Here is an 18,885-nt window from a genome sequence, read left to right as displayed (position 1 = left end):
TATAAACAATGTGCACACACTTTGAGGCACTATGATGATAAAATAACAGCAGCAAATAAGCGTTGCAATCGCTTTGTATCCTATTGCGCTTAAACACGATAGCAATATGCTTATTTTCACCTCATCGAAAACCCTAAACTAATATTTAAAACACCCACCACAGAGCAGCGCCAAGACCTAGTCGTTTTGGCGCTGTTTCCCTTTTTGACAAAGAGCATGCTGTTAAAAAATGTATCCGTCAAATGCGTTTGCTTTAAAAAGTACTGTAAATTAAAAAGATCTTTGAAGCCAACGCGTAATAACCTTGATGAATAGCCGTAAATCTTGATAAAATAGTAACGTGGTAAAAATTCGCGTCTTTGCTTTTGATAAAAGATTCTGTTTAGATCATAAGAAAATCACATCAATACCTTTCGTTGAACCTTCAAGACAATCAATTGAAATTTATGATGCTGAAAAGGATACCTATAGTCATAAGAGCATCAAAAATTGAATGATGCTAATTTACTCAACCGGAAGAAAATAAGCCCATGAGCAAAGAAGCATAATCACCATCACGAAAACAGGAATCATGGTCGTAGGAAGCACAAAATTAAAATTAGAAATTGATAAATCTCATCAAAGAGAGAAAGGCGTATAAAATGTCCGATTATTCAGAAGCCGTTACCGCATACTTTCAGCAATTTGATTCAATAAAAAATGAACGTTTAGAAACGCTGCGCACTTATTTTCACACGTTTGACGAGACCCTTTCGGAAAAGCTATGGACAAGTGTCCCCTGCTTTTTTAACAATGAAAAAAAAATTGTTATCAGAGTCTTTAAAGACCATATAAACATCGCAGCCGACAGTATCATTGCCAATGCATCACACTTTGATGGCTATCAAATCACACCAAAGGGCATGCTTCAGATTTTTGACGATCAGCCGCTGCCTATTGAAGGATTAAAATGTGTTGTAAACACTTGCGGCAATGCGATGAAATAGTCTGTTCGTACACACTTTTTTAATTAGGGAAATGGCATCATTCTCTTTTAATGCTTCTTTTAACACTTCTTTTAATCTTAAATTCCCTAGATGCTTTGAAAGGATTGATCATGAAATTTGTTGTCAATGGCATTACATTTTCCAGAATCATACTTACATTGCTGCTTTTTCGATTTGAACCGCTGAGCACCTCATTTTTTATCCTTTACATGCTCTGCGGTCTCAGTGATATGGCCGACGGTTATCTTGCCCGAAAAACCGGAACGACCAGTGAATTCGGCGCTAAATTGGATTCTCTGGCAGATCTCGTCATGGTTTTTGCAGTCCTTATCATTTTGATACCCGTCTTGACAATCCCATTGCGCGATATTATTTGGATCGTGTGTATTGCGCTCATTCGATTAATTTCATTAATCACCGTCGCGATAAAATTTCGAAAATTCGGCATTGTCCATACCTACGCCAATAAGGCTACCGGCTTCGCGCTCTTTCTCTTCCCGTTGCTGCTCGCCGCCATTGGGCTGCCGTTAACCACGGTACTCCTCTGTACAATGGGAACCATATCCGCTTTGGAAGAACTGCTGATGCACCTTATCAACACGGATTTAGATATCAACCAAAAAAGCATTTTCAAATGACACCTCGCATCATCGCAAGAAATATCATCCGTAACCGCTTAAAAGCATCTTAGGAGGCAACATGATTACCAATCCAAAAAATCAAACTCTCTATAACAAGCTCGTTCGAGATTATATTCCGGAAATCATCGAATCCAGCGGCAAAACGTATACGCATCATATTGCAGACGAGGCTGAATACCAAAGCGCACTTTTAACGAAGCTTCGCGAAGAAGCAGATGAGTTTATCAGCACACCTAGCGTAGAAGAACTAGCTGATATTTTGGAAGTGATAGATGCGATTAAACAATATTATCACTATGAAGACGCTGTCATCAACGCCGTTAAAACTGACAAAGCCATTGAACGCGGGGGATTCGCAAAGCGAATCATACTGGAAACCGTTAAAAAAGCTGAATATTGAAACACGGGAGGTTTCTTTGGATAAGCAGACGCTAACAAACTATTTGGCACTTGGCACTAATTTGGTATCAGAGCCTCATTTTGAAAAAATTTTGACTGCCATCGAAAAAAATTTGGGTTCCGTTGACAGCGATATCCGAGAAGGCAGCTTAGATCTGTTATGGGACTTGATTGAAGCGGATGCTTTGGACGGCGAAACCTGTTGTGCCCTTGGCAGCCGCATGTCCGCACATCTTTCTCATGGTCTCACCGACAATGACGATCATAACGAACCCGTTTTTCTCCGAACATTTTCAGCATTGATTCTAGGTGTGATCATATCTCATGATGAACGCCAGCACCGATTATCCGGTAACTTTTTTTTACCGCGCAAACGCTATAATCAGTGGGCAGAAGCCGCCTTTCATTATGCTAACACTGAACGCGACTTTCGAAGCTATATACCTATCAAGGGGTGGGCACATGCAATTGCGCATTCTGCCGATTTGTTAAGAGATTGCTCTTTCCACCGCTATTCAAACGCGAAAATACAAACTGGCACACTTGAACATATTACCTTTCGACTCACACAGAGCGGCCATGATGTTTTTTTACATAATGAAGGGCATCGGCTCACGCGTATCGTCATCGTAACCCTTTACCGTCAAACACTGGCACTCGATGTTTATCAAGCATGGCTAGATACATTGGTCAAAGATGTATTGGCATGCCTCCAGTCAGAACCTGACATGATACAACGCGCTGTTTTAAAACATAATGCTATGGCTTTCTTAGAAGCACTCTTTTTCACACTGACTTTTGGTATGAAAAATATTAAAGACATTCCTGAGTACGATACACTGCCACCGCTGGCTGATGATGTTAAGTTATTCGTACAAGATGCCCTGAAACAAATTGATGCAGGGCTAAACTATCACCAATAAAGCATTCGTTTCTCTGCGAGCGCTCACGCTTAACTGTTCATCGGCGACTCACCCAAAATATACGGTCGCGGAAAGCGATGAGAGAAAGATGACAACGATCCAAATAATGATATTTTAGAAAGGGGTTCAACCTATGCGACGCTATCCAATGTCTACCCTTTACAATATGAGAGATCTCGGCGGATACCCAACTTTAGATGGCAGCGTTACACAGTTTGGGCGCTTTTTTCGTAGTGACTGTCCTGTAGCATTCTCCGCTAAAGACATTGATCGCATTGATGCAATGCATATATCCTGCGTAATCGACCTGAGAATACCACCGGAAATAAAAGAAAGTCCCAGCTTTTTTGCAAATCGCAAAGGCGTCGATTATCACAACATCTCTTTTATAACAGGGAATAAAAGTCCGGATTGCGAATCGGCAATCGCCGGAGGCTATCTGAAGATGTTTGAAGATCAAAAAGCTATCGTCAGCATTCTTCATACCATTTCAAATGCTGAAGCCAATGTTTTCTATCACTGTGCCGTCGGCAAAGATCGAACAGGCGTTGTCAGCGCACTGCTGCTTAAGATCTGCGGTGTATCAGATGAAGACGTCATTGCAGATTATCAGCTTTCTGCAACTTACCTGCATCCTATGATCATCGCCTATAAACGCGAGCATCCAGAGTGCTCAGACTGGGTTGGCAATTCCAAACCTGAATACATGCGTGACTGCCTCAAAATGCTATATGAAAAGTATGGCACTTTTGAGCACTATCTTCAGTCAATCGCCATTGACACAGCCATCATTCGTCAAGTCCGCAGAAAGCTGATGAAGCCTTAGCAAAGATAATCATTTTGTCGCTAATCTGTAAATGTGCGCCTTCACCGATTTCAACGTCTATACTGCGCCAAGGTGGGGCTTATATTGTATTGTCCATATGTTTTAAAGTAAAAAAACCGATTGAATAATTCAATCGGTTTGATTTATATGTCGTACTATTATTGGTATCGTATGCTTTATTGAACGGTTACTTTCACCTTTTGGTTCTCGAGCATAAACTTCAGAGTACAGCCCGTCACGAGTTTCTTACGAATGTACAGTTCTGCAATCTCATCTTCAATTAATTTTTGAATGGTGCGTCTCAACGGTCGTGCACCATACTTATCGTCAAAGCCTTCGTTGAGAATAAGCGCTTTCACTTCATCTGAAACTTCCATAAACATTTTCTTTTCACGCACTTCTTCATGGACTTCTTTAAGCTGCAATTCCACAATGCGGCTTAGTTCCTCGCGTTTTAAACTTCTAAAGACGACGATTTCATCGACGCGGTTCAGGAATTCAGGTCTAAATGCCTCTTTCAGCATTTCTCTAACTTTAATCTCCGCCTTATCCTGCGCTTCTGAGCCAAAACCAATACCACTGGATTTAAGGTTTGTTCCAATATTAGACGTCATAATAATAATCGTATTTTCAAAGAATACCGTCCTGCCTTGTCCATCAGTCAATCGCCCATCTTCTAAAATCTGCAACAGCAGATTAAAGACATCTGGATGCGCTTTTTCAATTTCATCTAAAAGAATAACGGAGTATGGTTTTCTTCGTACCTTTTCAGTAAGCTGTCCACCATTTTCAAAACCGACGTATCCCGGAGGTGCTCCGATTAATTTCGAAACGGTATGTTTCTCCATAAACTCTGACATATCAACGCGAATCATAGCGTCTTCGTCACCAAACAATTCTTCGGCAATGGTACGCGCCAGCTCGGTTTTACCGACACCAGTCGGTCCGACAAAAATAAACGATGCAGGCTTTTTGCGTTTTCTAAACCCTGAACGGCTTCTGCGGATTGCCTTGGCAATAGAACCAACTGCGTGTTCTTGGCCAATAATGCGTTTGTGCAGTCTATTTTCAAGTTCGATGAGCTTTTCAGCTTCTTCTTCAGTAATTTTCTGTACCGGAATTTTCGTCCATGCTTCAATGACATAGGCAATATCTTCAACCGTCAGATGAACGTGCCTAACGCTTTGTTCAAGCGAATCGATGTGATGGTTTAAACGAAGCTCTTCTGCCTTGAACTCGGCCGCTTTTTCGTAATCACCGTTTTCAACAGCTGCCATACGCTTGTCTTCTACCGCTTCCAGCTGAGCTTCTAATGCTTTCAATTCAACGAGTCCCTTGTTTTTCAAATTGGCACGCGAACCGGCTTCATCTATGACATCAATGGCTTTATCCGGCAAATAGCGATCTGTAATATAACGATCTGAGAGCTTTACAGCCGCTTCAACTGCCTCATCATCAATTTTGACTTTATGGAATTTTTCATAGTAATCGCGGATACCCTTTAATATTTCAATGCTGTCTTCAACAGATGGTTCATCAATCATAACCGGTTGAAATCTTCGCTCAAGCGCCGCATCTTTTTCAATGTGCTTACGATATTCTTCCAGTGTCGTAGCACCAATTACTTGAATTTCGCCTCTCGCTAAAGACGGTTTCAAAATATTAGCTGCATTCATGACACCGCCGTGGACTTCGCCGGCGCCCATTATATTGTGTACCTCGTCAATAACGAGTACGATATTACCGTGTGATGCGGCTTCGTTAATAATGGATTTCATACGACCTTCAAACTGGCCTCGAAATTGCGTTCCAGCGACAATCGCCGTCATATCCAATAAATATATCTTCGTATCCAGAAGCTTTTCAGGCACTTCCTTTTCAACGATTCGAACAGCCAATCCCTCTGCAATTGCCGTCTTGCCAACACCTGGCTCACCTAGCAAAATAGGATTGTTTTTTGTACGTCTGTTAAGGATTTGCACCACGCGATCAATTTCGCGGTGTCTGCCGATGATACGGTCAATTTCGTTATTTGACGCCTTCTCAATGAGATCGACACCATATTTTTTTAACGTCTTTAGTTTAGATTTTCGCGTACGACGTTGCGGCTGCTCTTCAAAGTCTTCTTCCTCTTCTTCATAGCCTTCATAATCTTCTTCATCTTCTTCGTATTCTTCTTCTATTTCCTCGCTGTAACCTTCACTCTCGAAACTCATGAGGTTCATCAACGGGTTATCTTCATCGTTTGACATATGATCAAAGAGTTTGTTCATTTGCTTTGAGAGATTATCCATTTCATCAGGACTGAGATTGATTTGATTCATGATCTCATCCATGACAGGATAGCCCATCTTTTCAGCACATTCCAAGCACAAATCAATATACTCGGTCTTGCCGTTTTCAATCTTTGCCGTACGCATCATCGCAATATTTTTTTTACAAACGGAACATTTTTTCATAATTCGGATTCCCCTCTTTATCCCACAAAGGTTCTGGGATATTTTTAATTATACACCAAGGTATTCGGGATATTATATGCTTTTGTTAAATTTTTTATGAATTTTTATACTTTTTTGCATTGTTTTATCACTTTTAATTACATAAAATAGTACGAGAACGTCAAAAGGAGGTATTAAATGGACGCAAATTTACAAAAGACCATGTCACAAAAAATCGAACGCACCCTTGAAAATTTGAAGAAAAATCAAATGAACGGGTATTATGTCGAAAACGTTGCAGATTTAAAGGCCCTCGTTAAAAGCATGCTGAATGAAAATGATATTGTATCAGTCGGCGGATCGAGAACACTTTTCGAGGCAGGCATTATTGACATTTTGAAATCTGGATCGTATCAGTACCTCGACCGTTATCAAGAAGGGCTGTCGGCGGCAGAACTTCAAAAACTTTTTAGAGCTGTATTCTTTGCAGATGTCTATGTTACGAGCAGTAATGCCGTCACAGAAGAAGGTGAACTTTATAATGTCGACGGGACCGGCAACCGTGTTGCAGCAATGTCCTTTGGCCCTAACAAAGTAATCGTCATCGCCGGAATCAACAAGCTCGTTCGAGATATGGATGCCGCATACCAGCGCAATCGTCAAATTTCAGCACCAGCAAACAACAACCGCTTAAACAAGAACACACCTTGTACCATTGCCGGCGAATGCAAGGACTGTAAATCACCTGGACGTATTTGCAATATGTTTGTCAGAACAGGATTCCAAAGTAACAAAGATCGGATGCACGTTATCATCGTCGGCGAATCTCTCGGGTACTAAGTCAGAAGGCGTTCTCACATTAAAGGTATTTTTAAAGCCCTTGTGCAGTTGTTGAAATGAATTCTTGAAGATTGGCTCTTCCAGAAAACACTTCACAACGCCGCAAGGGCTTTTTTCAGTTCATTTAAATTCTTAGAGCACCTGTGATAGGAACTCAATCGCACGCGGATTTTGCGTATGGTTAAAAACAGCATCCGGCGTTCCCTTTTCTGCAATAACACCATCATACATAAACCAAACACGATCACTAACCTCTCGTGCAAAACCCATTTCGTGGGTAACGATTACAGTTGTCATCCCCGTTATCGCCAGTGACTTAATAACTTCCAGCACACCTTTGACCATTTCCGGATCGAGGGCACTTGTCGGTTCATCGAAAAGCAGTACTTTCGGATCCATCGCCATGGCTCTGACAATAGCCAATCGCTGCTTCTGCCCGCCTGAAAGCTTGCGCGGATACTCATAGACTTTATCGCCGAGCCCAACGCGGTCAAGTAGTCCTTTTGCCTTTTCTTCAGCCTCTGCCTTTGTCATGATCTTATTCAAAATCGGCGCCAATGTAATATTTTCCATCACATTGAGATGGGGAAACACATTGAAGTGCTGAAATACCATGCCCATTTTACGTCTGTGCAGCGTTGGGTCAACTTTTTTATCGAGGATATTCACACCCTCAAAGAGCACCTGCCCTTGTGTTGGCGTTTCCAGCAAGTTCATACAACGAAGCAGCGTACTCTTGCCGCAGCCGCTGGGGCCGATGATCGAAATGACTTCTTTTTCTTTAATCGTTTCATTAATGCCCTTTAAAACTTCCAGATCACCAAAATATTTATGAAGATCCACTAGTTGGATAAGTGCTTGATCAGTCATTTGCTTTCATCCTCCTTTCGAATACTTTCATAATATTTGAAAGTGTCAATGTGATAAAGAGGTATATCAGCCCAACGATAATGAGCGGTTCCAATGCCAAAAAGGTATTTGACTGCACTGTTTTAAAAGCCGTCATTAATTCACCAACAAAGAATACTGATGCAAGCGCCGTCTCTTTAATCATGACGACAAATTCATTGCCGAGTGCTGGTAAAATATTTTTAACCGCTTGCGGCAGAATAACTTTTTTCATAATATTACTTTCCGTAAGACCTAAGCTCAACGCCGCTTCGCGCTGACCGGGATCAACAGCTTGTATCCCAGCACGGATTGTCTCCGCCACATAAGCACTCGAGTTGACGCATAACGCCACCAGTGCGCATGCCAGATTGGAAATCGTCGGAAAGAGATAAGGCAATCCCAGCCAAAACAAATAGAATTGCAGAAGCATTGGCGTCCCTCTAATAATTTCAATATAGATAGCGGCAATACTGCTGATCCCCTTGCGCTTCGACATTCTTACCAACGCGATCAAAGTCCCAAAAATCGTACCAACGGCAATTGCCACCAGTGCAATCCAAAACGTATTCCAAAGGCCTTCCAGAAAAATCATCCAGTACTTGCCCCATATACGAACAATATTCGCGATCATGTTACGTTCCTCCTAAACTCATTTTCTGAAACGGCACCCATGATTATTCGTCAAGCGCTTTCGCTTGTTCTGTAGCTTCGTCCCACCATTTGACATAGAGGCCTTGCGATCTCACATCTGCAATAATCCGGTTAATTTCTGTAATAAGTTCTGTTTCACCTTTTGGTACCGCGACAACCGTTTTATCTTTTGTATCTTCAAAGAGCGGCTCTGCCATTGCGAGGTCTTCGTTAGCATCGACAAAGAGTTCGCCGTTGTCATAAGACACTGCAACCGCATCGACTTTCCCGGATTGAAGTGCTAAAATAGCATTTTGAACACTGTCAAACGGCTGACCTTGTACATCTTGAATTTGAGCATTTGTATACATTTCTTGAAGAGATCCCTTTTGGAAGGCAATGCGTTTGCCGTAAAGCGATTCTAACGTCGGAAACGTCTCTAAATTTTCTTTTTTTATAACAAACCCATGGAACGATTCGATATCATTGTAAGAATCGCTAAGCGTCATCGCTTCTGCACGTTCTTCTGTATATCCCATGCCCGAAATCGCCATTTGGTATTTGCCAGTTGAAATCCCTGTCAATACAGCGGTCCATTCTAACGGGATAATTTCCAGTTCGACCCCTAAATCATTGGCAATATAACGTGCGAGTTCCATATCGGCCCCCTTGTACTGCTCCTGACCTGACAGACTGCTGTCAATAAACTCGTATGGCGCAAAATAAGGCTCGCAAATCACTTGCAGTTTACCATCTGCCTGAATCTTTTCAAGCAAATTGGCAGGTTCAGCCGTCGCTGTACTGCTGGCCGCTGCGTTGTTCGAATCAGCCGCCGGCGCCTCTGCCGCTTTGCTGCCGCATCCGGTAAACGCCGCTAAAATCATGGCCATTGCCAGTGTGACGCCTAGAAGGCGTTTTAAAGATTTGTTTTTCATGTGAATACTCCCTTTCTCCCTGTTCTCTGTTCCTTTTTTCATTAAAATAATGTTCAATAACGCTTTATTTAAATGTTATTGCTCTTATAAATATTGCTTTAATACGGTTGTCCTTTCATTAAAATTGCCTTTTGTCATGCCTGCTTTTTCGCATAAAAATTGTTTATTTTTGCTCGAAATGCATCGTCGCAAAAAACGTCAATCGCCGTCGCCGCCATTGCTTTTGCGCCTTTATGCAGCAGTTCATAAGCAAAGGGTGAATTGACAATATCGAGATAAGCCACATCATGCGGTTGCGCATCTGTTACGGCTGATGTTCCCAAATAACCATAGGATGTTGGACAGGCATAGGAAACGTTGCCGATATCTGTACTGCCTGAATGGTAGATATCTTCTGTGACAAATCCTTCGACCCCTTGCGCGATCATATTATTTTTTAGCTTTTCCTGTAGTTCTGGAATGACTTTATAATCATAAAATGTATTTTGTGCCCTGCGCCATGTGAGTTTTGCCCCGGTCATCAATTCGGCCCCCTTAGCACAGTTCACCACGCGTTCAACGACATTTTCCAAATAATCCTTATCTGCCGCACGAACAAAGAGCTGCATACTGCACTGGTCCGGCACTGTATTACAGGCAGCACCACCCTCTTTGATAATCCCGTGAATTCTCACATCTGATGAAACATGCTGCCGCAATGCATTCACGCCTGCAAACGTCAAGTTGCACGCATCCAGTGCATTAATACCGTCTTCTGGCCGAGATGATGCATGAACTGCCTTGCCTTTAAATTCAAATGTGACATCTGTACAGGCAAGTGCCACACAGTCAACTGCATTATAGCTGCTAAGATGCAATTGGAATGCCGCATCTAAATCATCAAACCCACCGGCATTCATAATATCAATTTTTCGACCATCGGTCTCTTCAGCCGGCGTGCCAATAAAGACAATTTTGCCTTTAAAATGCTCTTTAACTTTCTGAAGTGCTGCGCATGCTGCAAAAGTACTGCCTGCAATCCAGTTATGCCCACAGGCATGCCCATTTTCATTTTTTAACGCACCATAACCTGGCAAAGCGTCATATTCTGCAAGAAAGCCAATCCTCGGCCCTTCATCATCTCCAAATTCACATCTAAATGCCGTTTCAACGCCGCAGTAGGGCATTGTGACACTAAAACCGAGTTTTGCCATTTCATCGGTTAAAAATTTTGCAGAAAAAAACTCTTGATCCCCCAATTCAGGATGCTTAAAAATCGTGTCACAAACGTTTTCACCAAGTGCTGCAACCGAATCCTCCGCCTGATACAATAATGATTTCAATGCTTCAATTGTCATAATCTACAACCACCTTCCTACTATTAAATGCTCTCTTTATTTGCAAAAATACTTAACGTTTAAATTTATCGATTCTATTCATTATGAACGAAATGGCATCATAACCTTTCGTTGATCTTTCACCACAATTGGATAATTTTACGTTTTGCAAAAGCGATACATCTTGTGATGAAAGGTGTAAAATTTGTATGATGCAATTTCTTCAATTAAAAAAAGACTGTACCTATGGGATTACAATCTTATGAGTGCTTCTTATAATGATCTACAACAAGTTGAATGTTCCTATAAGACTGATTAAAATCGCTCGGTTTATTACAGGCACGTCATTGTGTCATTTTTTTTGAACAACGCATTTACTTGCGTATTATAACATATTTTTCACATTCCGCCATCCCACTTTTATGAATCTTTCGCGTAAATATTTGATTGTACTCATTTAAATACACTTTTAACGATTTCTTCACATTTTCTACCACGCCTATTTAAATACGTCTAGCAAGATTTTATCTAAATAGCCACTGGGATATCATTGACAGCTGCATATCTATACAAGCAAAAGGACACTGCTTTCACAGTGTCCACGACGATTTTCTTATAGAATGTTTGTATCCATTAATTCAAGATGTTACCCTAGCACAGGTCATTCAGTAATCACCAGCTACACACATCTCGCTGTCAATGTCATTATGAGCGTTTTAGCTCGGAAGCTCTCAGTACTTTTTCAACAATGATCTGTTGATCTTCCCAAAACAAAATAATGGCCATTGTTTCGGTCACAAGCAAACAAGCTTCATCAGATTCTGTATCAATCTGATCAATGTTGTCGGCAATCGTTCGAAAAATCTCTTCCGGCGTAAAAGGCAACGCTTCATCTTGATTTAATTTTATCTTAATTTCATCAGCCATATGTCATTTTCCCTCCCCGTTTATTCTACCTTAAATCCGCTAAAGATAAAAGGGGGTTAAGAGGATGCTGCAAAATGCAAACGGAAGTTAGTTCTTGAAGCTGTGTACAGGAGCCGGTATACGCCCCCCTCTTGCAACAAATGCCGTGTTATCCGTTTGGTTCACACGCATAATTGGCGCGTAGCCCAATAGTCCACCAAAACTAACCATCTCACCAACATCTTTCCCGTAAACTGGAATAATACGCACCGCTGTCGTCTTATGATTGATGACGCCAATTGCCGCTTCATCGGCAATCATGCCGGAAATCACAGCCGCCGAAACATTTCCCGGAATGGCGATCATATCAAGTCCAACGGAGCAAACACAAGTCATCGCCTCTAATTTTTCAAGGTTTAGCGCCCCTGCTGAAACCGCTGCAATCATGCCCTCATCTTCACTCACCGGAATAAAGGCACCGCTGAGTCCGCCAACGTGAGAGGATGCCATAATACCGCCTTTTTTAACAGCATCGTTAAGCAGTGCCAATGCCGCCGTCGTACCATAACCGCCACAGATGTCAATCCCCATGGATTCGATAATACGCGCAACGCTGTCGCCGATTTCAGGCGTTGGCGCCAGCGATAAATCAACGATGCCGAAAGGCACGTTTAATCGTTTTGCCGCCTCGTTTGCGACGAGCTGTCCGGCACGTGTAATTTTAAAGGCAGATTTTTTAATCGCTTCACTAATCTCATCAAAAGTTGCATTTTCAAGCCCTTTCAGTGCTGAATTCACAACGCCGGGCCCACTGACCCCCACATTGATGACTATATCCTCCTCGCCTGCTCCGTGGAATGCACCCGCCATAAAAGGATTGTCTTCAACGGCATTGGCAAAGACCACGAGCTTCGCGCAACCGATACTGCTGTTGTCGCGTGTCAAATAAGCCGTTTCCTTAATGATTTCACCCATTCGCTTAACGGCATTCATATTAATCCCTGACCGCGTTGATCCCACATTGACTGATGAACAAACGCGTTCCGTCACCGTTAATGCCTCGGGAATGGAATCAATTAATATGCGATCCCCTTTGGTAAAGCCCTTCTGAACCAGCGCTGAAAACCCGCCGATAAAATTGACGCCTACTGCTTTAGCTGCGGCGTCAAGCGTCTTGGCATACGCAACATAATCCTTGTCGTCACTCGCGCCTGCGATCATAGCAATCGGCGTTACAGAAATCCGCTTGTTAATAATTGGAATACCGTATTCACCTGCAATTTCATCCCCGATTTTAACCAGATCTTTTGCATAATGGGTAATTTTTTGATAAATTTTCTCACGTGCTTTTTCACCGTCGGAATCAATGCAGTCGAGCAGTGAAATCCCCATGGTAATGGTTCGAATGTCCAGTTTTTCTTCATTGATCATCTTAATCGTCTCAATGATATTCCATTTATAATCTTCCATCTTGCCGCCCCTCTCTAAATTCTATGCATCGCATCGAAAATCGCTTCGTGCTGAACGCGAATCTCGAGTCCCATTTCGCCGCCCAATGCATTGAGCTTATTTTGTAAAATAGAAATGTCATAGCCTTCATTTGGCAATTGCGTCACCATAATCATGGTGAAATAGTCCTGCAATATCGTCTGACTGATGTCAGAGATATTAATGCTCTCTTCTGCTAAAATGGCAGACACATTGGCAATAATGCCCACTTTGTCCTGACCGATTACGGTAATAATTGTCTTCATCTTGATACCCCTTTCAAAAATACAACGCCATGCGTTTCATCAAAACCATCCAAGACACTTTCTGCTTCATTTGAAATCTTCCGGTTTCATTTAAAGCCATTTCTATTTTAAAACAAAAATAGAGACCCCCACAGGTCTCTAAACGCGCAAATCAACTGACGTGGCAATCACAACCACATCGTTAATCACTGTCCTTTGTACCTGAGAGTTTCACAAGCGTCTGCCTGCTTTCCCCTTCGGTGTTCATGAAATCATGAATCTCTCCAGAGTCTTGTCCATGTCCGGTCACACTACGGCTTCCGAGCACTTCGTCCAACTGTATTAAATTATAACAATTTTACACGGTTTTTCAGCATATGACAAGGTTTTTATTTATATACATAATCTAAGAGCTGTTCTTATTTAACGATCCGTCTACACCACTGTTATAAAATGATCTTCTCATTTATCATTTATTAAGCGTCTATGTAAAAAGCAAGCACCTTTTTAAAGGTGCCCGCCTACTGCTGCTATTTTTTAAAGATCCCCAGCGGTTTGCCCACCGGCAGGAAAACACGACCAAACGTATTGTTCATCACGTTTGCCGCAGAACCGTAGAAACCTACAAGTGCAATTAAAAATTCCGACCACGCAGCGAGTTCATGACCAGCTTCAATGCCCCAAATCGTACTTAAACTAAGACCTAAAAATAGGAAATCGATTAAAATAAAAATCACCATGAGCACTTTGTTGGTCTCAAGCGACGCAATCGTCATATAGACCGAGAAGATTAAATACCCCAAGAAAGCAATGCCCAATTGCTTAACATCTGCACTAGCCTTCATCGCCTCGCCAAATACACCGTTTGAAATCATCCACGTCATCGCTACAGAAAACCAGAAAAGCGCATAGCCGCCAAAAGCAGTTGCACCGAATACATTTCCCTTTTTCGCATCATTAACGCATGCATAGACCTGCGCCAGTGCACCGAGAAAAATCGCCCACGGAATGATAAATGACGTGCCTGACGTCCAGCCTAATTTTTGTGACGAAGCCACAAAAGTGACCATTGCCAATCCGAATAGTCCTAGTGCCGAAGGATCAGCAGTGTAAATTTTAGTTTCATCTTGGTTCAAAAAATTGCCCTCCCTAACATATATTTTCATTAGCCCAGCCTAGATTATCATACCGATGTTAAAAAATCAACAAACTTTTTGGCGATTAGCAAACCAAAGTTTACACTTTATTAGATACTTTACTTTTTGATATAAAACGCGTATAGTGTGTATAACCCAAAAATATACGAATGAAGAAAGAGGTGATATGATGCAGACAGCAGCATTTTTAGACATCGACGGCACCCTTTACCGCAATTCGCTGATGATAGAACATTTTAAAAAATTGGTTAAATATGAAGTCGTTGATCCCGGCGTTTGGCATACTAGCGTCAAAGCCGCCTATGTCGAATGGCGCAGGCGCGTCGGTGAATATGAGGATTACATGCTGGAACTCGTCGATATTTATTATGAGGCGCTTAAAGGCAGACGCGCAGCGGATCTTGAATTCATTTCCAACCAAGTTATCAATCTTAACGGCGATATTGTCTACAAATATACGCGCAATCAAATTCTCTGGCATAAACAGCAGGGCCATAAAGTCTTCTTTATTTCCGGCAGTCCGGATTTCCTCGTTGGCAAAATGGCACAGAAATATGAAATTGACGGTTTTCGAGGGACTGGATACGTCACAGACGAGAACGGTCGCTATACAGGCGAAGTCATCCCTATGTGGGATTCTGACAGTAAAAATAAAGCCATTGATGAAATCACACGCGTCTACAATATCGACTTAACCCAAAGTTATGCCTATGGCGATACTAACGGCGATTACGCCATGCTTTTAAAAGTAGGAAATCCCGTCGCTATCAACCCAACAAACGAACTGCTGCAAAGCATTAAAGCGCATCCCAATTTGTCTAAAAAAACAACAATCATCATAGAACGCAAAGATGTTATCTACCAATTAGGCCCTCATGTAACCACCATTCCGGGAGAAATAAAACTGTCGTAATATACAAGGTCGCAATTGTTTTTGAGCATTAAAAAATCCCTCGCGATGAGGGATTTTTTTATAAGCACTTAATCATATTCAGATGAGGCAATTATACAATTGCCTTACATGCAACTATATGACTCAATTTAAGCTTCGAGATCATAATTCAATTTTGCAATTTCTTGACGCGTTTTGTTGTAAAACGCCTCGAAGAGTTGCGCTTCTTCTAAAAAGATATTCGGCTGTATCCTGATTTCACTGCTTTCCAGCAGTTCTTCCAAGTCGACTTCCGCTTCAAATTCATGGGTAGCATTGCCAACGAAGCGCGCATTGTAATGATTCCCATTTGGCTCAATATAGCACTTGATTTTGCCGCCGTCATTGTATACTTCAATCCATTTAAACATGCGGTCATGTTTTAACGCATAGGTTGTCACTGTCGATGTCATACCAGTCCCGCAGGACTTCGTAATACCGACCCCGCGTTCATAAGTTCGGACATAAAGCTTGTCTTCAGCGAGAATCGTCCCAAAGTTAACATTGACGCCATTTTCAAAATATTGTTTTGCCTCATTGGCAAAGACACCGTATGCTTTTAGCGTTTCATCTGATGGCGGCTCAATGCCATTGAGCGTTACCGCATGAAAATTGGTAATCGTTACAAAATCAAATTCATAAGGTCCGTTAAACTCAGATTCATAACCTTTAATAAAGTCCGTCTTACCATGGAATACCACATTATTCAGCATGATCTCATAGCCGTTAACATACTGATCAAATGTAGGAACGCATCTGACCTTGTAGATCACTTCCATGGTTTCTACTTGAATAACATCTACGCCTAGTTCGTCCATCACATAACGTGAAAAACATCTAAGGCCATTGCCGCACATTGGCGCCTCTGACCCGTCCGCATTAAAAATACGCATTTTGGCATCTGCTTTGTCGCTATGGCTTACATAGAGAATGCCATCTGCGCCAATCCCCTTATCGCGATCACAGAGTCGTTCTGCAATAAATGATCGGGTGTATTTTGCGGGAATCAAATCTTTTGTTTCATCAATAATGATGAAATCGTTACCTGTTCCCTGCGATTTAATTAGTTTCATAATGACTCCTTCAAAAGTTTTAGTTCATATAAGTCTTTTCGGAGTTGTGTGATGACCGGTAGCTGCGTTCTAACGTGTGCAACCTCTTCAAAGTCAATTTCGCCCAACAAATACCCCTCTTCATCGTTGAGTCTACCCATAATATCGCCCCAAGGGCTTACGATCATCGAATTGCCATATGAAATATAGCTCGAATCATACTGTCTTGCGGGGGCACAGCCCACGGTAAAGACCTGCTGGTCCACCGCGCGACTCCTCAGCAGGAGCTCCCAGTGCATTGGACCGGTGGTCATATTGAATGCCGCAGGATAAATGAGTAGTTTTGCACCTTGTTCCGTCATTAATCGCGCCAATTCAGGAAATCTGACATCATAGCATAAGGCAACGCCGATTTTTCCAAATTCGGTGTCCACCACGGTGACATCATTGCCTGGCGTCAGCGTTTCTGACTCCATAAAATACTGTCCGTTTTGAATATCAATATCAAATAAGTGCATTTTTCGATGGCGTCCTAGGCAATTACCGTCGGGACCGAAAATAAACGACGTATTATAAATTTTCGTCCCTTCTCGTTCTGGCATAGAACCTGCAATAATATAAATCCCATTGCGCTTCGCCGCCTCCGCCATCGTCTGATAAGAAGTGCCGCCTGCCGTTTCAGCATAGTCTGGAAACCGAAGCGTTTCATAAGGGCAATTGAACATTTCAGGCAAAACCACGACATTTGCGCCTTTTGTCGACAAATAATCGATATTGGATACCGCCTTCTTCAGCGCGTTTGCCTTCTGCTCATCAACTGCCATTTGTATAACGCCTAAACAAAGTTTTCGTGACATTTACGCCTCCAACGCCGAAATCATTTCGGCCAATGCTTCTCGAATATCTACTTCCCTGTCCAGCACTGCACAATTGTCCGTGCCAGATAACTTCATGTGATACGCTAATGGCATATCCAGATTCTTAAAGACAAGACCTAGTGAATTCTCTGATCCTAAAAATTGATCTGGATAGGCTTCGGCACCTGCAATTGAAATAATCGCCCCCTTGCCGGGCAATGTTCTAAATGACTTGCTATGTGAAAAGTGACACATAAAGATCATTTGGCACCGATCGACAAGCGTTTTAAGCTTGCTCGTCACCCCATTAAAATAAACCGGCGACGCAAATATAATATAGTTTGCTTGCTTGAAAGCATTATAAACCTTTTTCATGTCATCTGCAATAACACAGCTTGCATAATGTTTTGTACAATGTCCACAGTCCAAGCAATGCTGTATCGCCAATTGATTGATGTCTAAAACATCAGACTGAATGTCTCTTTCAAAAAGTGCTTCTACCAAATAAGACACCAAATCGTGCGTATTGCCATGTCGCTTATGACTTCCCATGATAATGAGTGCTCTTTTCAATGTTACGCCTTTGCCCTTTCATCTCTATGATATCATTTCAATCGTCAACAACATGCACTTTAATATCAGCCCACATCATTGCGCATATTCAGCGATAGTGACAGTTGCTCGCAAAGCGCCTTCGAACCTGCAATGACATTGTATTTATCCGCTTCGCAAGCTGCAATGAAGGTACCGCCCGCTTCCTCTATCATCAGTCGGCCAGCCGCTAAATCCCATTTTGCAAGTCTGAGCTCCCAAAAGGCATCGTAAACGCCTGAGGCAACTAGACACAGATCATAGGCTGCCGCACCAAGTCTTCGCAACCCCTTTACTTTCGGCACCATTTTTCGAATATTTTCGCCGTTATTGTTTACCGCCGTGGCACGATCATACGGAAATCCCGTCCCGAGAACACTCTTTACAAGCGCTGTCTGTTTGGAGGCCGTCAGCCTGCGATCATCTTGATAAGCACCTTTACCGCGCTCTGCCGTGTAAAGTATATCCAACATTGGCAAGTAGACGGCGCCAAAAATAGGTCTATCCTCTTGCCAGCGCGCAACCGATATAGCGAAAATCGGATGCCCTATCGAAAAATTCGTCGTCCCATCCAGTGGATCAACAATCCATTCGTAGGTATTCTTCCCTTCAAATCCGCCTTGTTCTTCAGTGAGCAGCCGATCGTTGGGAAAAAGCGAACGAATACCTGCTGCAAGCTTTTGATCACTCCATAGGTCAATCTCCGTCACGAGATCAACCGCTGATGATTTCGTATGAATATCAAAAGCTCTGCTAATAAAAGCTGCCTTTTGATAGGCGCCCACTTCTCGAATCAACTCGATAATCGGTACGTAAACAGCGCTCACTTGCAT

At 42.3% G+C, this 18,885-nt stretch carries 20 protein-coding genes and 1 riboswitch; of the genes, 7 read left to right on the top strand and 13 right to left on the bottom strand.

The features are described 5' to 3' along the window. Nucleotides 1-641 precede the first annotated feature (641 nt). The 5 genes from KHM83_RS15400 (at nt 642) to KHM83_RS15380 (ending at nt 3,775) form a co-directional block, all read left to right on the top strand. Nucleotides 642-986 carry a hypothetical protein gene (locus KHM83_RS15400; protein ID WP_213237933.1) on the top strand — a complete coding sequence of 115 codons (345 nt, stop codon included), beginning with the start codon at nt 642-644 and terminating at the stop codon, nt 984-986. Between the two features lie 110 nt (nt 987-1,096). Continuing rightward, the gene (locus tag KHM83_RS15395; RefSeq protein WP_246543145.1) at nt 1,097-1,624 is read left to right on the top strand and encodes a CDP-alcohol phosphatidyltransferase family protein; all 528 of its coding nucleotides are present in this window, start codon (nt 1,097-1,099) and stop codon (nt 1,622-1,624) included. 61 nt (nt 1,625-1,685) lie between these two features. Continuing rightward, the gene (locus tag KHM83_RS15390) at nt 1,686-2,027 is read left to right on the top strand and encodes a nucleoside triphosphate pyrophosphohydrolase (protein ID WP_213237931.1); all 342 of its coding nucleotides are present in this window, start codon (nt 1,686-1,688) and stop codon (nt 2,025-2,027) included. Between the two features lie 16 nt (nt 2,028-2,043). Next, the gene (locus KHM83_RS15385) at nt 2,044-2,949 is read left to right on the top strand and encodes a DUF2785 domain-containing protein (RefSeq protein WP_213237930.1); all 906 of its coding nucleotides are present in this window, start codon (nt 2,044-2,046) and stop codon (nt 2,947-2,949) included. A gap of 133 nt (nt 2,950-3,082) precedes the next feature. Then, nucleotides 3,083-3,775: a tyrosine-protein phosphatase gene (locus KHM83_RS15380; protein ID WP_213237929.1), complete on the top strand. Its 693-nt coding sequence runs from the start codon at nt 3,083-3,085 to the stop codon at nt 3,773-3,775. 176 nt (nt 3,776-3,951) lie between these two features. Here KHM83_RS15380 and KHM83_RS15375 read toward each other — a convergent pair whose 3' ends face one another. After that, nucleotides 3,952-6,234: an ATP-dependent Clp protease ATP-binding subunit gene (locus KHM83_RS15375; RefSeq protein ID WP_213237928.1), complete on the bottom strand. Its 2,283-nt coding sequence runs from the start codon at nt 6,232-6,234 to the stop codon at nt 3,952-3,954. Between the two features lie 177 nt (nt 6,235-6,411). Here KHM83_RS15375 and KHM83_RS15370 point away from each other — a divergent pair, with 177 nt between their 5' ends. Further along, on the top strand, nt 6,412-7,053 hold the full coding sequence (locus KHM83_RS15370) for a lactate utilization protein (protein ID WP_213237927.1): 642 nt from the start codon (nt 6,412-6,414) through the stop codon (nt 7,051-7,053). Nucleotides 7,054-7,185: 132 nt separating this feature from the next. Here the strand turns inward: KHM83_RS15370 and KHM83_RS15365 are convergent, their stop codons facing one another. The 8 genes from KHM83_RS15365 to KHM83_RS15330 form a co-directional block, all read right to left on the bottom strand. Then, nucleotides 7,186-7,923, bottom strand: coding sequence for an amino acid ABC transporter ATP-binding protein (locus KHM83_RS15365; protein ID WP_213237926.1), 738 nt, complete (start codon nt 7,921-7,923; stop codon nt 7,186-7,188). Continuing rightward, complete coding sequence (locus KHM83_RS15360) at nt 7,916-8,575, bottom strand: amino acid ABC transporter permease (RefSeq protein ID WP_213237925.1); 660 nt, start codon at nt 8,573-8,575, stop codon at nt 7,916-7,918. The genes KHM83_RS15365 and KHM83_RS15360 overlap by 8 nt, the downstream gene beginning before the upstream one ends. Before the next feature lie 43 nt (nt 8,576-8,618). After that, nucleotides 8,619-9,509, bottom strand: a complete 891-nt coding sequence (locus KHM83_RS15355) for a transporter substrate-binding domain-containing protein (protein ID WP_213237924.1) — start codon at nt 9,507-9,509, stop codon at nt 8,619-8,621. Between the two features lie 134 nt (nt 9,510-9,643). Beyond that, the gene (locus KHM83_RS15350; RefSeq protein ID WP_213237923.1) at nt 9,644-10,846 is read right to left on the bottom strand and encodes a M20 family metallopeptidase; all 1,203 of its coding nucleotides are present in this window, start codon (nt 10,844-10,846) and stop codon (nt 9,644-9,646) included. 684 nt (nt 10,847-11,530) lie between these two features. Beyond that, on the bottom strand, nt 11,531-11,752 hold the full coding sequence (locus KHM83_RS15345; protein ID WP_213237922.1) for a hypothetical protein: 222 nt from the start codon (nt 11,750-11,752) through the stop codon (nt 11,531-11,533). 87 nt (nt 11,753-11,839) lie between these two features. Then, a complete protein-coding gene (locus tag KHM83_RS15340) occupies nt 11,840-13,201 on the bottom strand; it encodes a PFL family protein (protein ID WP_213237921.1) in 1,362 nt (453 codons plus the stop codon). A gap of 14 nt (nt 13,202-13,215) precedes the next feature. Then, the gene (locus KHM83_RS15335) at nt 13,216-13,485 is read right to left on the bottom strand and encodes an ACT domain-containing protein (RefSeq protein ID WP_213237920.1); all 270 of its coding nucleotides are present in this window, start codon (nt 13,483-13,485) and stop codon (nt 13,216-13,218) included. A 178-nt stretch (nt 13,486-13,663) separates the two neighbouring features. Beyond that, nucleotides 13,664-13,762, bottom strand: a riboswitch (glycine riboswitch). Nucleotides 13,763-13,994: 232 nt separating this feature from the next. Continuing rightward, nucleotides 13,995-14,600, bottom strand: a complete 606-nt coding sequence (locus tag KHM83_RS15330; protein ID WP_246543144.1) for an acetate uptake transporter — start codon at nt 14,598-14,600, stop codon at nt 13,995-13,997. 190 nt (nt 14,601-14,790) lie between these two features. On the opposite strand from KHM83_RS15330, the gene KHM83_RS15325 reads away from it, so the two are divergent. Beyond that, the gene (locus KHM83_RS15325) at nt 14,791-15,534 is read left to right on the top strand and encodes an HAD-IB family hydrolase (protein ID WP_343213165.1); all 744 of its coding nucleotides are present in this window, start codon (nt 14,791-14,793) and stop codon (nt 15,532-15,534) included. 128 nt (nt 15,535-15,662) lie between these two features. On the opposite strand, the gene dapF is transcribed toward KHM83_RS15325, so the two are convergent. The 4 genes from dapF to KHM83_RS15305 all read right to left on the bottom strand — a co-directional run bounded on the left by dapF (nt 15,663) and on the right by KHM83_RS15305 (nt 18,885). After that, on the bottom strand, nt 15,663-16,625 hold the full coding sequence (gene dapF, locus KHM83_RS15320; protein ID WP_213237917.1) for a diaminopimelate epimerase: 963 nt from the start codon (nt 16,623-16,625) through the stop codon (nt 15,663-15,665). Then, a complete protein-coding gene (locus KHM83_RS15315; protein ID WP_213237916.1) occupies nt 16,622-17,461 on the bottom strand; it encodes a carbon-nitrogen hydrolase family protein in 840 nt (279 codons plus the stop codon). Before KHM83_RS15315 ends, dapF begins: the two co-directional genes overlap by 4 nt. Beyond that, the gene (locus KHM83_RS15310; protein WP_213237915.1) at nt 17,462-18,034 is read right to left on the bottom strand and encodes a flavodoxin family protein; all 573 of its coding nucleotides are present in this window, start codon (nt 18,032-18,034) and stop codon (nt 17,462-17,464) included. It lies immediately after the preceding gene. A gap of 65 nt (nt 18,035-18,099) precedes the next feature. Next, nucleotides 18,100-18,885 carry an inositol monophosphatase family protein gene (locus KHM83_RS15305; RefSeq protein WP_213237914.1) on the bottom strand — a complete coding sequence of 262 codons (786 nt, stop codon included), beginning with the start codon at nt 18,883-18,885 and terminating at the stop codon, nt 18,100-18,102.

The organism is Fusibacter paucivorans, assembly GCF_018390735.1.
Lineage (GTDB): Bacteria > Bacillota > Clostridia > Peptostreptococcales > Acidaminobacteraceae > Fusibacter > Fusibacter paucivorans.
The sequence above is the reverse complement of the archived record's forward strand: the minus strand, read 5'-3'. Positions and strand labels throughout refer to the sequence as shown.